The organism is Brevibacillus fortis (assembly GCF_003013395.1).
Taxonomy (GTDB): Bacteria; Bacillota; Bacilli; order Brevibacillales; family Brevibacillaceae; genus Brevibacillus; species Brevibacillus fortis.
The window spans coordinates 1-14321 of record NZ_PXZM01000042.1; the positions used below are offsets into that span (position 1 = coordinate 1).

Sequence of the window (14321 nt, forward strand, 5' to 3'; positions counted from 1 at the left end):
TTCCCTTTTTCCACGGAGCCTCGGCTGGTGTCCCAAAGAGCCTCGCTTTTTTCTCCTTTTTCCTTGTAGCGGCTGTCTGTTTCGTTGTGGATGATTTGTTAGTGAATCAAGATGATATTAACTTCATGAAATAACTTTCAAGATGCTTTTGCTAAAGTTGCGTAGAAGAAGCGCATTTCCAGTCCAAGCGCCTCTGGAGCCCTTCTCAGTGTAGGAATGAATGACGGGGAATTTCAGCTTCACTTCTGGAATACTTCCTCGAAGCTTCTACGTTTGAAGCGCTCCCGTCATTCATTCCGGAACGGACAGTCTTCACCCCTTGCGGGGCGGAGGCCGAAGCGTAGACTGGAAATACGCTTCTTCTCCCACTACAGCCACTTTGCAACAAAAAAAGAACAGTCCATGAGAGACTGTTCCTTTCCTCTAACGCTCAATAATTTGCGCAGTAATCATGGCCTGCCCCACGAGCTGATCTCCGTGGAATACGGATACTTCGACTTTTCCGAAGCGGCGGCTGATATCCAATAGGCGCGGCTTAACTTCGATATGACTTTCCATCTGGACTGGCTTTAAGAAATAGACGGTGATATTTTCCGGTACCATATCGCCTCGACGATGATGTCGCAACAGGTTGCAAGCAGCCTCGACCATGACCGTCGTCATGATTCCGCTGGCAATCGTACCGAGATGGTTGGTCATTTGTGGACTCACATCACCCAGATAGACCATCTCATCTGCCTGTCGCTCCTCACGGAAATGCGACATGATCAGATTCGGGAAAGTTTCACTCATCTGTGGTTGCTTGGCTGTAAATTGCAGCGCTTTTAACACGTCGTTGCGGCTTAAGACCCCTACGAACTTACGATGGTTATCTACGACAGGCAATAGCTCGATTCCTTCCCACACCATGGTGTGCGCAGATGACGCTACGGATACCCGCGGCGAGGTCGTAATCGGATTCTTCGTCATGACCTTGTCGATCGTCGCGGTTTCCTCATGCCCGATAATGTCTTTGGAGGTAACAATCCCAATCAGGCGCATCTGCTCGTCAACGACGGGGAATCTTGTGTCCTGATACAGCTCCGTATACTGGTGCCACTTGGCTACAGAATCTGATGTCAATAATACAGGCGTTTCTGCAAGCGGCTTCAAAATATCCTCTACCATGACGATTTCTTTTTTGATCAGGCGATCGTAAATAGCCCGGTTAATCATCGATGCTACCGTAAAGGAGTCGTAGCTGGAGGAGATGATCGGCAGCGCTAAACGGTCAGCTAGCTGTTTGATTTCCTCGCTTGTATCGAATCCCCCGGTAATTAATACAGCAGCCCCTTGCTGCAAAGCGATTTTGTGCGCTTGATAGCGGTTACCGACAATTAAGAGACTCCCGGCATCGATATAGCGCATCATGGCTTCGAGCTGCATGGCCCCTATTACAAATTTATTCAAGGTCTTGTGTAAGCCTTCACGTCCGGCCTGCACATGACCATCGACGATGTTCACAACCTCCGCGAAGGTCAAACGTTCAATATTTTCCTTTTGCTTCTTCTCGATTCTCACCGTACCGACACGCTCTATCGTGCTGACGTATCCTTGCGTTTCCGCTTCCTTGATCGCACGGTATGCAGTCCCTTCACTCACATCCAGGTCTTTCGCGATCTGCCGCACGGAAATCTTCGAACCGATCGGAAGGCGATCAATATGCTGCAAGATTTGTTCATGCTTCGTTGCCATATTGCTTTTCCCCCTTCCTTTTCTCCCACCCGTTCCATGTACGTGCGCTCCTTCGACCAATATACCCGAAGGCGGGGCAAAAAAAAAGGGTAGCTTTTTCGAAAGCTACCGACCAGAAAGTATATCATTAAGGGGGTTTTCATCGTGCTTTTATCTTACCCAAGGAATATTACAGGATTATTACAACACAGTTACAGTTTCTTTTCAGTTTTAGTACGTGTTCAAAAAGTCGGCTTTTCAGCACCGAGAAAGTGGTGAGAACCTGAAGAAGGAGGAGCGGAGTGTAGGGAACCTACATGAGCACCGGACTTTGAAGGTGAACACCTCTTTCGACGTCGATCAGACTTCCATAAATACTACGTGATCAAAAGACGACTTTTTGAACTTCCTTTTTCTTAACCAATGAAGTTCGCCAATAATCCTTGGATAAGCCCAATCATACCGCCAAGAATAAAACCGAGAACGGTAATCATGCGGAATTCCTTGCCTGAGATCCCAACTACCATCTCTTCAATTCTTTCAATCGGGAAGCCCTCTACCTGCCGTGTAACAATATCCCGAATGGCCAGGCGCGAAAATATTCTCTCTACGTTTTGTTGCAGCGTCTCCACCATCCACTTTGCCAAACGAGGAATGAGTTCCGTTGTCACCGTCTCGGAAATAGGCGCAGTCAAACGAGACAAAGGCTCGTCCACGATGCGCAGGCTTTGCTTCTCCAGCTTGACAAAAAGCTTCCGCGCCCAATCGTCCACTTGATCTCGCCCAATCCAGGCAACCACTTCGCCCACATTTTTGTCCAAGAGCTTGTCCGCTTCCTTATGCAAAAAGTAGTGTACGCGCTCCGAAAGCTCTCTGCTTTGCAAAAGCTCATCGAGATACGGGAGAATCTTGCCCAAAATTTTGTCATCCCCAAGAAACATCCCGACCAAGCCACCAAACATGCCTCCGCCTCCACCGAGCAATCCGCGAACCATGTTCTGCAAGGTTTGCTGGCCTTCTGGGGAATGCAAATATTCGCGGAAACGTTTCAAGAGCAGTTCGCTCACACTGCCAAGCGCAGCATCCAGACGCTGGCGTCCATTGTCCGTCACTAACTCTCGCAGTTTTTTCTCCTCATATTGAGCAAGAACCTGTTCGACAAAGGTACCCCATTTCACCTCGATAGGCGCGCGGACACCCTCACTCCATGTGCCGTCTTCCTTAAACAACTGTGGCATCACCGTGAGCAATGCTTGACGTAGACTGCGCTCATCAGTCATCCAGTCACGTGCGATGGTGTTCATCCATCCGGTCAGTGTGCTCTCCAAACCACTCTGGTTCAGCGCACGCTTGACCCCCTCTGTCGTCAGCAAATGTTCTTCGACGAGTCTGCCCATTTGTATCGCGATATCATCCCGTCTTCTCGGGATCAATCCCGGGGTAAATGGCACTTTCCACCTGCCTATATACCACGGTTTCACTGGTTTAAACAGCATTCTGATAGCTAACTCATTCGTCACTCCACCGATGACAGAGCCTACTGCAATATTCACTAATAGTATCCAAGTGTTCATAAATCCTTACAACCTCTCTTCTCTGCATGGCACCAAACGTTTTAGATGCTCATACCATAGACTAACTTTGCCTGATGGGAAGGGGATACTCATGTCCTACGTTCCAACAATCGTTGTCGAAAACGAGATAATATCGGAAGTAGACCTTTACCTGCCCCAGGCGCACTTGCGCAAATGGAATCTTTCAACACCGTCCACCATTGCGGTCCAATTTGGAAGCAAGACCGTTTCTGCCCGCGTAGGCGGTTGGGAACGGGGAGGCAAAACCTCGGGTAAAACCTTCATACGACCATCTTTAGCTCAATCGCTACATCTGCCCAGGGGCGTTCCACTCTTAATCCGTTATGATGCGAGTCAGAAAACAATCGTTTTCGGACCGTATGTAGGTGTTCTTGTTTCGAGCTACAATGCAGCGTTTTCGCAAGCACCATTTGGACACCTAAACTCTTTCTTCCAGGAGATGTCTGATATCACCCGTAACCGCGGAGGTATCCTTTGCGCATTTCGACTTCAGGATGTCAACTGGGATGCAGGAATCGTGCGCGGCCTCGTACGAAGAGGAGGCGTCTGGAGACAAACCGTTCTTCCGCTACCTCAATGCATTTACAACCGGCTCGTATCCCGCCAACGCGAACGAAGTGAACAGATGGCCAACTGGGTTCAACGCTGCAAGGACGCTTCCATTCCCTTTTTTAACGAGCGTTTTTTGAATAAGTGGCATGTACACGCCGCTCTCGAAAATCAACCGACAGCCTCCGAACATCTTCCCAGCATGGTTCGTTATCTGAAGCTGGAAGACCTGCGGCAAATGCTATCTACGCATCGCACCGTTTATGCAAAACCAGCTAACGGCAGCATGGGGCGCGGGATCATTCGTATTCGCAGTTCGCCCGAGGGATACCAGCTCGCGTTCCCCGGAGGATTGCGCAAAACATTTGCCACCATACAAGGCTTACATCAGTATTTGCAAAAAAGGAAAAAAGGCACATCCTACTTGCTGCAACAAGGGTTACCGTTAATCGGCATCCAAGGACGACCGACAGATTTTCGTGTATTGGTACAAAAAGACCGAAAAGGTGAATGGTCTGTCACTTCCATGGTTGCTCGTCTGGGATTAAACCGCATTGTTTCCAATATATCCAGAGGCGGGCAGATGATGACTCCCCTTCAAGCCCTGCGAGTTTGTGGACCACGGGCGAGCACGATTCGCCCATCCCCTCAAACGTTACGCGCAGTAGCACTTAAGCTCGCGATCCTTTTAGAAGAATCACTGCCTGGGCAGTACGCAGAATTCGGAATTGATCTGGGAGTCGATGTCCATGGACGGGTGTGGCTATTGGAGGTCAACAGTAAGCCATCCAAGTCAGCCAAAACAGTTCCATTGCCTGAGGGTGCCGAAGAGCTGCCTCGGCGTGCACGCCCTTCTGCCATTCGCATGCTGGATTATTCCGCTTTTCTCAGTGGTTTTCCCCGAACAATTCAACCACAAAAGACGATAAAAAGAAGACCGAAGAGCAACAAAAACAGGCGAAGGTGACCTACATGACAGCAACCGAGAGAAGTCTTGGCATCATGGCCCGATGCCAAGGCTCCCACTTTGTAGACAAAGGGTACTACAAAAAGCTTACGCTCTATGGACGCAAGCACGGCATTCACGTCTTCGTTTTTTCACCACGTCAGGTTAACTTTTCCACCCGAATGGTAAAAGGCTTCGAGTATCGCAATGGGTCCTGGTACGCGAAAGACTTTCCAATCCCCGCCTTTATCTATGATCGTTGCTTTGTGGGCCCATCTTATCGCCACTATAAACCATTTGTGGAAAAGTTGCAAAACGATCACAACATTACGTTTTTGGGGCATGGTCTGTCTGGAAAATGGCAGGTGCACCAGATGCTCGCTAAGTCCTCTCTCCTCGCCCCGCTGCTACCGCCTACTGCCATATTCTCTTATCCTGTGCTCCATGCAACCTTGCAAAAATACGGGGCAGCTATCATCAAACCGATGGCGGGAACTCACGGTATTGGCGTCGTGAGAATCAAAGAAATGCGCAGTGGATATGAAGCTTCTGGACGAAACCGAGACAATAAGCCTTTCACCAGGCGAATCCTTGACACTGCCGGATTAAAAAGTTTTGTGTCTGTTTTTACTGCCGGCCGCAAGTTCCTGGTACAGCCCTATTTGGAGTTGCATACCCCGGATGGCACCCCATTCGATGTCCGTGTTCTGGTTCAAAAAAACGGGCAGGGCAAATGGGCGACAACTGGCAAAGCTGTGCGCCTGGGAGACAAACGTAGTATTACCTCCAATTTGCACGGAGGAGGGAAAGCAACACCTCTGGCCTCTTTCCTGCCCCTTCACTTCACATCCGCAAAAGCGGCACGCATCGAGCAAACAATCAACCGAGTGGCGGAAGAACTTCCCCGTTTTTTAGAAGAGTCACACGGCAGACTCGTTGAGCTGGGAATCGATATTGGCATCGACACCGCAGGTAATGTTTGGATCATCGAGGTAAACAGCAGACCGGGGCGAACTGTTTTTCGCATGATTGACGACCCGACTGCTCAACTGCATTCGATTACTCAGCCTGTTCGCTACGCCCACTATCTCATGAAAGAGCGTGTAGGAGGTTAAAGCATGGAAACGTTCAGAATGCGGCTTCGCTTCCTTTCCAACCCCCGTATCAGTGGGATTATCCTGCCAGCTACACTCTTCCAACAGCTGCAGCTACGGCAACGCCAAAAAATTAGAGTCTTACTGGGTAAAAAGGAAGTAGTCGCAACTGTCTTACAAGATAAACGAAATCCGGATGCGAACGTCATGAAAGTGACGACTCTCTTGCAAACGGAGTTGGGCATTCCTCACCCTGGCTTGATCCAGCTCAAACTAGAGGGCTCCGCACTCCGAATCGGTCCTTCAATCGGGATCGTCACGACTGGCATACGCCGAGATCCCAAGCAGCCAATTGGCCCCCGCACCTCGTTTTTTTACAATCTGTTACAGGCTCAAGAAGGGAAAGGCGTTTTCTACTATATATTTTCCCCAACCGATGTAAACTGGGAATCCAATACGGTCAAAGCGTGGTTTTTGCGCAGAAGCAAGTCAGGCGGATACTTTTGGAAAAAGCACGTTACTGCCATGCCCGATGTCGTTTATGATCGTATTCCCTCTCGTTCGGCGGAAAAACATGAAGCCGTTCGGGAATTCAAATATCGACTCGCCAGTTACCCCGATCTACCAATGTTCAATCAGGGCTTTTTTAACAAATGGGGCGTGCACCAACTGCTGTACCCAAATCCAGAGGTGAATGAGCACATCCCAGAGACGTACACCTCTCCTTCCCTTACGACTGTTCGAAATTTGCTACGAAAATACCCCATTGTTTATTTGAAGCCCAAAAATGGAAGTCTCGGATATGGAATTGTCAAAGTTGTACGCCAGGCAGGCGGTGGCTTTACTGCCTCCTACCATACAGGCAGCGGCAATGTAAAAAAACAATTTTCCAAGCTGTCCAGCCTATATCAGCATGTCTTCCGCAGTCGTCGCGTCAGTGCGTATCTGGCACAACAAGGCATTTCGCTCATGACATTCCATGGACGTCCGTTTGATTTCCGTGTTCACCTGCATAAAAATCAACAAAACGAGTGGGTCGTCTCCTGCACGGCAGCCAAGGTTGCCGGTTCTGGCAGCGTAACTACCCATGTGCGCACAGGTGGTACTGTCATTCCCGGCGATGACCTGTTGCAGCACCTGTTTGGCAGACAAAGAGACCTCATGACCCAGCGGATTTCCGAAGCGTCGATCCGACTCGCTACCGCGATTGAACTAGCAAAGGGGATTGATTTAGGAGAATTGGGGCTGGACATGGGGATTGATACGCAAGGCCATGTCTGGATGTTCGAAGCGAATTCCAAGCCTGGCCGTTCCATTTTCAAGCATGCCCGACTCAGGCAGGCTGATCAAGAATCACGCAAGCTGCTCGTCGATTATAGCTGTTACTTGGCTAATTTCTAGTCGCACGCGATCTGTACCGTTTTTCAGGAAGGAGGAACACCATGCTTCAGCAGCGCTCCGGGTGGCTGACGATCCTCCCTAGCGGTAGATGGTTCGTACAGTTACCTCGGCTAGTTCTTAAACGCTCGCCAAAGCCACTGGTCGCCAGTCTCGGTCCCTTTTCTCAAACGAAACGGATATACGCTGGTTTACCCCGCGTGCAAGCAAGCCGTATTCGTACACGCATTAACTGGAAAGTGGCGGGCAACTCCCTGAAGCTTGGCCCTTTATTTGGCATACTCACCGTTGGCGAAGGGGCGACATTTTTAGGAAATCGCGAGAACTTCAAGGATATTACACAATCTGGGAAGCAATGGGGTGCACTCGTATTTGTGTTCACTCCACAAGGAATCAATTGGGAGAAGAAAAAGGTGCGCGGCTATTTGTACAACAATCGTCTAAACTCGTGGCAAGAAGTGATTCTACCTTTCCCCCACGTGGTTTACAACCGAATTCCGACGAGAAAAGCAGAACGGCGACCTGAAGTCCGAAGAGCATTGAGCCGCATTCATGAGATGCCAAATGTCACATTGTTTAATCGCCGCTTTTTTGACAAGCAACAGCTGTTTTCGATGCTTGAGTCCCACCTTGAGGTGCAAGCTTTTTTACCGGAGACGAAACAGCTGGACACCTTGGCTCGCTTTCGAAGCTTTTGCACAGAACATCGCTTTGTCTACTTGAAACCTGTGCGCGGTAAAGCTGGTCAGGGAATTATGCGCATTGATTTCAAAAACGATAAGTGGTTCCTGCAACGGTTAAAGGAGCACAAGGCCATTACTCGCCGCTTTTCCAATTTGAATGATGTATGGAAGCACATTAGAATTCATGTCAAACAGCAGAAGTACATCATGCAGCAAGGTATCCGTCGTGCCCGTTACAACGGCAAACCTTTTGATGTGCGTGTCCTCATACAGAAAGATGGCGACGGCGAGTGGAGCGTGACCGGAGTAGGCATCAGAAGGTCTGGCTCGCAAAGCATCACCACTCATGTGCCACGAGGCGGCTCGATCCACTCGTTATCTACCGTTCTACAAGCCTTGTTCAATAATAATCCCGAGCAAATGGAAAGACACATTCACGAAACGGCGCTCGCCATCGCACGGTCTTTGAATGCAGAATGGACGGATTTGGCTGAGATGTCGATGGACCTTGGCTTGACAGAAGAAGGAAAGCTCTGGTTCTTTGAAGCGAATGCAAAGCCGGAGAAATTCGATGAACCTTCGATTAGACGATTATCGTTAGCAAATTTGATCCACTATGCACAACATGTCTCCCGCTTGCAAAACAAGCGAGGGATTGTCGCAGGATAAGGGAGTCGAGCAGCACTAGCTGATTCACTGACGACCTTGGTGCGATTTGCCCGTCAGGAAGGGGAACGGCGCATCACCCAACGAACGACTGGCTGACGCGATTGACCCCCAGGATGTTGGCTCATAAAGCCCAGAAACGAGAAAAACTTCGCCGTTTCCTGATGGAAATGGGGTCAATCCTTCCTGGTTGTAGATAACCGCTACCGCAATAGGTGAATCGGCATGCTGGCAGTACGTGCGGGTAGCACTAAACAATGAGGCAAGTCTCACGTTTTGATCTAAAGGAACATGCCGTTTAGACTCCGGCATGTTTTTTTCGTTTTTAGATGCATGACCTGATCGACCTTGGAAAAAATACTCCATGGAGGTGGTCTTAACCATGACCCATACAATGAACTATATGTTGCAACCCCAACAACAACCGCAATTTTTTGGAGCAATGAGCCCTACAGGCGCGATGTTCCAACAAGGATACGCTGGAACAAACGTACAGGAAGTACAGCATTGGAACCACGGCGGTCATGCCCAATCCATCGGGACCCCTATAACGGGCATGTCCTACGGTGGGGCACAATCGGTTTTTTCCCCTGGCTTTGCGAATACCAATGTCCAGGAAGTAAGACAACTCAATCAGGCTGGCTATCCTCAACAACAACAACAGCAGCAATATGGCTATGGACAAAATCAGGCGCTTCAGTCCATGCAAAACCAATTCACCGGCTATGCACAAGGCCAGCAAGCTGGTTACATGCAGGCACAGCCTTCTTACCAGCAATCGTATGGGCAAGGCGGAAACTCCATTTTCTCTCCGGGCTTTGCTGGGACAAATGTGCAAGAGGTTCAAGCTCGCAATCAAGTTGGCTATAGCGGCTACGGAGGACAAGCCGGCTATACGAATCAATCAGCGTATCCGCAAGCAATGACTGGCAGTATTTTTTCACCGGGCTTTGCCAATACCAATGTCCAGGAAGTTCGCCAGTTGAATAACACTGGCTATGGCATGCAAGCGCAACAAGGTCAGCAGCAACAATCCCAGCTGCAACCCCAGGCATATGCCAATCAGGCGTACAGCAATCAGGCTGGCGCAGGAGCACAATCGGTCTTCTCTCCTGGCTTTGCGGGCACGAACACACAAGAGGTTCGCCAATTGAACACCCCAGGCCAGATGGCTCCTCACACAGGCTCCATTTTCCCTGGTACTTTCTAAATAAGAAAAGCGTGACCCTCCATTGCGACGGTCACGCTTTTTGTTATAGGTGATAGTTCAGCGGTCTGCATTTTCCCAAATCGCTTGATACATAGCATGCAAATCTTGCAGACTCTGTTCATCCACTGTAAAAATGATACTACCAAACACGTAGGCATCATTCTGCACGCAGGACCATCCATCCCCAGTTGGTTGAAACTGCGCCTCCACACACGCCTCTGTCTGATCCAGCAGCTGCCGTACCGCTACATGCTTTTCCAACGATGGTCGATATCTTTCCATCACTTGGGCAAGACGTTCATCCTGACGCGCCAGCCGATACAGGGCAAGCTCAATCTGGAGCCAGCAAGTCACATAAAAATGGAACTCCAAAAATAACGTGTGAACGGCTGCACAAATTTTGTTGTGGTCACCAGCTTCCAATGCTGCACGCGCTTCCTGCTTTTTCTCCTGAATCAGGTCAAAATGACTGACTGCTCCGCGGTAAAACTTGCGCACAACGTTGTACAACATCTCTGGAGTACGCGGTGGAAGACTCCGATGTCGGTTTTGCACATCTCGCATGGCTCGTTCTCCTCCAGACGACTTTTTGAACAACCGCTTCTATTGTACAACAATGGCGTACGATGCAGGCAGCCTACTCTTTCCCGTTTTTCCAATAGTCATAAGCATGAATGGCGATCCCCCAATAAGAGGAGTATCGATCCAGCGCTTTTGTCACGAGATCCAGCTGCCGATCCATTTCGCCCATACCTTCCTCGTAAAAGGTGATGCCGTTCCCTTCGTGGCTCTCTTTCGTCTCCACGGCGACGACCAACTTTTTCTGGATGCTCTCTGCGTACTTCATCTGATTTTCAACCAAGCCGATGATGCGAGGAGCCTGATCGCGAAATGCCATCAAGGTCGTATGATCAAGCTGTTTGATCATCCAATGCGAAAACGGCAATTCGGGCTGACCCGGAGTCGGTGTCTTGTCCAGCCATGCAGCGAGATCGACGCTTGCTTCCAAGGAAGTCTCGTTCTTGGTCTCCTCGACAAACGCTTCAATGTTGCCCATCCACTGGCGCAAGACTGCCTCTTTATCCTCGCGCCAGACAGGAAGGACATACGGCTCGATGTCTAAGTGAATGCCGTGAAACTGCTCTTCTGTCGAGACAGACTCATTGTAGGCTTTCACCCAATTCACGAGCTTCATGATCTTGCTCCGATTTTCAGACATCGCCCAAATCGGATGACCGCCCATGGCATGAACCTCGATACCCGCTTCACGCGCCTCTCTCACGAAATCACGATAATAGGAAATCGGCTGCTCCAAATCTAGACGAACGTAGAGGAGATTCACCCCGTTTTGTTTCACAAAGGAGAGAATTTCCTCCTTTTCTGTGCCAATCAATTCTGCACGCCATATGTAGGTGCCTTTGTAGCGTCGATTCGTTACAGGGGGCAGGGGGCTCGCCTCTTTCCAGTAGCGGTAATCGTGAATCGCGACACCGGAGAAGGACGGATGCTGTGCCAAATGTGCAGGCAATTGCTCCAATTGCTGTTTCATGTAAGCCGGGCCTTCCTCTGCAAACGAAGAGTGGTCTTCATCTGGTAGCGGCTTCATATTCACAGCGACCAAGACACGCGTCTCTAATTCATCCGCTTCCTTCATTTCCTGATCAATCAAATTCAGGATGCCGTTTTGACCGGAAAGTGTGTCACGATACGCCATGATACATACCGTATCAAACTGGCTTATCATCCATTTGGACAAGGACATCTCTTCTTGTCCCGGAACGGGAATATCGTCCAGCCAAAATGGAATGGCTGCACTGGCAACCAAATCCTGGTCTTTTGACACCTCTGCTGTGAACGCCTGCACATTAGCTTGCCACTCACGGATAATCCGCTTCTGATCAGTCTCCCAAAATGGCAGGAGATAAGGTTCGATGTCTAACTGAATCCCGCGAATCCGCTCATTCTTCTGCGCTTCACTGTTGTAGCTTTTTACCCAGTGGACGATATTCATCATCCGCTTTTCATTGCTTTTGAGCGCCCACGCCGGATGGCCAGCTACCGCATGAACCTCGATGCCCATCTCTGTCGCTTCGCGGATAAAATCGCGGTAGTATTCATAGGGCTTGTTCATCTCGATTCGCAAGTAGACGAGATTAATTTCGTTACTTTTGCAGAAATCGAGAATCTCTTGTTTCTCTCTCCCAATCATTTCGGATTGCCAGATCCACGTTGCTTTACTCTTCTTCTCCGCGGGGGAAAAGCCGAACAGAAAGCCGACTGTCAGGCAGAGAACACTCAAATAGATGCGCGCAGCTTTCATTCGTCAAAGTTGCCCCTCTCGTTGACTTGCGTGCTTCCAGCTCTCGTAATCATGGATCGCACTTCCTGCAAACGCCGGATTGTTTGACAGCTCTTCCTGTAAAATGGCCAACTGGTTGTTCATCTCTTCTGTGCCTTCTTCATAAAAGCTCACATGAGCGCCTTCCATCGTTTCCATGATGTTGACGCCCACGATAACCGACCCTTTTTTTCGTACATTGGCATCATCGACAATCTTTTCTACGATTTCGACGATCCCATTTTGCCCAAGGGCTTGATTGCGGTAGGCCATTAGTGTAATACTGTCGAGTCGCTGCACCATCCAGTTGCTCACTTTCTCATCACTGTCAGGAACGTTTACGGAGTCGATCCAAAAAGGCAAGTCGGCACCGACAGCGAGATCCGTATCCTTCTTCGTCTCTGCTGCCAGATAGCTGACGTTTTTTAGCCATTGCTTCACGATTTTTTCCTGGTCTTCCTTCCATGCAGGCAACAAATACGGCTCGATATCGACGTGAATCCCCGAGAATCGTTCATCTGACTTGGCACTGCGATTGAACGCCTTCACCCAGGAGATGAGATCGTCGATGCTCTGGCGATTCGCTGTTAACGCCCAATTTGGGTCACCGCCAAGCGCCTCTACCTTGATTCCTGCTTGGTTGGCTCTCTCATTAAAGGTACGATACGTCTCTGGCGCAACTGCTGTTGGCTCAACATGAAGATAGATCAGGTTGATGTCATTTTTCTCGGCAAACTCGATCATTTCATCGGTTTGCTTCTCAATTTGCTTGGCATCCCATATCCAGGTTGCTTTTGTCAGGGCGGAGCGGGTGCTTGCCAACGACAGCATGATGATCGAAACCACTGTCACAAGGAGCAGTGCTATCCAAAGCCAGCTATATCGACGAAGTGCCTGCATCAGTGCTGGTCGATACCGTACCGTTGTGTCGTCGCTCCCACTCCCGCCAAAGCCCGCTCACCAAACAAACTGCCGTCAACCGCTGAAAACGGCTGAATTCTCGTGTAATCCTCGATGCTCTTGTTTTTGACCAAAGCGTGCGGCCCGATCTGGCAGCCTTCACCGATCTGTGTTTCTCCGAAAAGGCAAGTTCCTGGATAAAGTACCGTATCACGCCCGATTATTACGTCAGAATCGATGTACGTCGAGCTCGGGTCTATCATCGTAACTCCGTTGCGCATATGGAAATCGTTGATTCGCTTGCGCATCAGTTGTTCCAAATCAGCAAGCTGCACACGATCATTGACGCCATTGCCCTCTTCGGGATCATCCGTTGCAAACGCCGCTACCAAATGACCTTGCTCTTGCAATAGCCCCAGAACGTCCGGCAAGTAAAATTCCCCTTGCGCGTTTTCGTTAGAGACCATCGGCAGCATCGAAAACAGCTTTTGATTGTCGAAGCAAAAGATTCCCGTGCTGATCTCGTTCACCTTTTTTTGTCCCAAAGTCGCGTCTTTTTCCTCGATAATTTTTCGGACATCGCCGTTCTCGTCGCGAATGATCCTGCCATAGCCTGTAGGCTCGTCCACAATGGAAGTCAAAACCGTAGCTGCTGCCTGTTTGAGCTGGTGATACTCGAGCAAGCTTCGCAGCGTCTGTTCTTGTACGAGCGGTGTATCACCATTCATGACAATCGTCACGCCCTCCTGCGCCCCGAGAATTTCGTGGCTCATCCAAACGGCATGAGCAGTACCCAGCTGTTCCGGTTGAGAAGCATACTGAACGCGGTTTTTCAGCTGTTCTTTGACCACTTCGGCTCCGTGACCGACAACGACGACCAAGTTATGAAGTGACAATGCTTTCAATGTCTCTACGACATGTTCAATCATCGGCTTCCCGCAGATTGGATGCATGACTTTGTAGAGTGAAGATTTCATTCTGGTTCCTTTTCCTGCTGCGAGTACTACGGCATGTATGTTCATCCTATCGCCTCCTTCTTGGTCAGTTCGCCTTTTGCAAGCTGACCTTGTTGGATTTGCTGATCGAAGTATGGTTTTAATTCATAGGTCAGTGTGTCAATCATCATGCTCAAATCAATGTCTTTCCTCTGCACGCCCAGCTGATAGGCCTGGAGCATGATCTCCAGTAAAACCTCCTGATTCAACGTCCGCTTCGAGGTGTTCATTCAT

Annotated in this window: 13 protein-coding genes; 5 read left to right on the forward strand and 8 right to left on the reverse strand. The window is 49.6% G+C overall.

Annotated elements, in window-relative coordinates:
• Positions 1 to 423: 423 nt before the first annotated feature.
• Positions 424 to 1734 carry a DRTGG domain-containing protein gene (locus tag C7R93_RS24280; RefSeq protein WP_106841231.1) on the reverse strand — a complete coding sequence of 437 codons (1311 nt, stop codon included), beginning with the start codon at positions 1732 to 1734 and terminating at the stop codon, positions 424 to 426.
• Between the two features lie 395 nt (positions 1735 to 2129).
• Entirely contained in the window at positions 2130 to 3287 is a 1158-nt protein-coding gene (locus C7R93_RS24290; RefSeq protein ID WP_106841232.1) for a DUF445 domain-containing protein, read from the reverse strand.
• Between the two features lie 91 nt (positions 3288 to 3378).
• On the opposite strand from C7R93_RS24290, the gene C7R93_RS24295 reads away from it, so the two are divergent.
• From C7R93_RS24295 to C7R93_RS24310, 4 genes are read left to right on the forward strand one after another with little or no spacing between them, the layout of a single operon-like run.
• The gene (locus C7R93_RS24295; protein ID WP_106841233.1) at positions 3379 to 4824 is read left to right on the forward strand and encodes a YheC/YheD family endospore coat-associated protein; all 1446 of its coding nucleotides are present in this window, start codon (positions 3379 to 3381) and stop codon (positions 4822 to 4824) included.
• A gap of 5 nt (positions 4825 to 4829) precedes the next feature.
• Positions 4830 to 5918 (forward strand): YheC/YheD family endospore coat-associated protein, encoded by a 1089-nt coding sequence (locus C7R93_RS24300; RefSeq protein ID WP_106841234.1) that lies wholly within the window; start codon positions 4830 to 4832, stop codon positions 5916 to 5918.
• A 3-nt stretch (positions 5919 to 5921) separates the two neighbouring features.
• Positions 5922 to 7298 (forward strand): YheC/YheD family endospore coat-associated protein, encoded by a 1377-nt coding sequence (locus C7R93_RS24305; protein ID WP_106841235.1) that lies wholly within the window; start codon positions 5922 to 5924, stop codon positions 7296 to 7298.
• 41 nt (positions 7299 to 7339) lie between these two features.
• On the forward strand, positions 7340 to 8647 hold the full coding sequence (locus C7R93_RS24310) for a YheC/YheD family endospore coat-associated protein (protein ID WP_106841236.1): 1308 nt from the start codon (positions 7340 to 7342) through the stop codon (positions 8645 to 8647).
• Positions 8648 to 8671: 24 nt separating this feature from the next.
• On the opposite strand, the gene C7R93_RS29960 is transcribed toward C7R93_RS24310, so the two are convergent.
• Entirely contained in the window at positions 8672 to 8902 is a 231-nt protein-coding gene (locus C7R93_RS29960) for a hypothetical protein (RefSeq protein WP_146142439.1), read from the reverse strand.
• A 124-nt stretch (positions 8903 to 9026) separates the two neighbouring features.
• On the opposite strand from C7R93_RS29960, the gene C7R93_RS24315 reads away from it, so the two are divergent.
• The gene (locus C7R93_RS24315) at positions 9027 to 9854 is read left to right on the forward strand and encodes a hypothetical protein (RefSeq protein ID WP_106841237.1); all 828 of its coding nucleotides are present in this window, start codon (positions 9027 to 9029) and stop codon (positions 9852 to 9854) included.
• Between the two features lie 57 nt (positions 9855 to 9911).
• Here the strand turns inward: C7R93_RS24315 and C7R93_RS24320 are convergent, their stop codons facing one another.
• The 5 genes from C7R93_RS24320 to C7R93_RS24340 form a co-directional block, all read right to left on the reverse strand.
• Entirely contained in the window at positions 9912 to 10418 is a 507-nt protein-coding gene (locus C7R93_RS24320) for a hypothetical protein (protein ID WP_106841238.1), read from the reverse strand.
• 73 nt (positions 10419 to 10491) lie between these two features.
• On the reverse strand, positions 10492 to 12174 hold the full coding sequence (locus C7R93_RS24325; protein WP_106841239.1) for a hypothetical protein: 1683 nt from the start codon (positions 12172 to 12174) through the stop codon (positions 10492 to 10494).
• Positions 12175 to 12177: 3 nt separating this feature from the next.
• A complete protein-coding gene (locus C7R93_RS24330) occupies positions 12178 to 13044 on the reverse strand; it encodes a hypothetical protein (protein WP_244191650.1) in 867 nt (288 codons plus the stop codon).
• 47 nt (positions 13045 to 13091) lie between these two features.
• Positions 13092 to 14114: a bifunctional UDP-N-acetylglucosamine diphosphorylase/glucosamine-1-phosphate N-acetyltransferase GlmU gene (gene glmU, locus C7R93_RS24335; RefSeq protein WP_106841241.1), complete on the reverse strand. Its 1023-nt coding sequence runs from the start codon at positions 14112 to 14114 to the stop codon at positions 13092 to 13094.
• Positions 14111 to 14317, reverse strand: coding sequence for a hypothetical protein (locus C7R93_RS24340; protein ID WP_106841242.1), 207 nt, complete (start codon positions 14315 to 14317; stop codon positions 14111 to 14113). Before C7R93_RS24340 ends, glmU begins: the two co-directional genes overlap by 4 nt.
• Between the last annotated feature and the right edge of the window lie 4 nt (positions 14318 to 14321).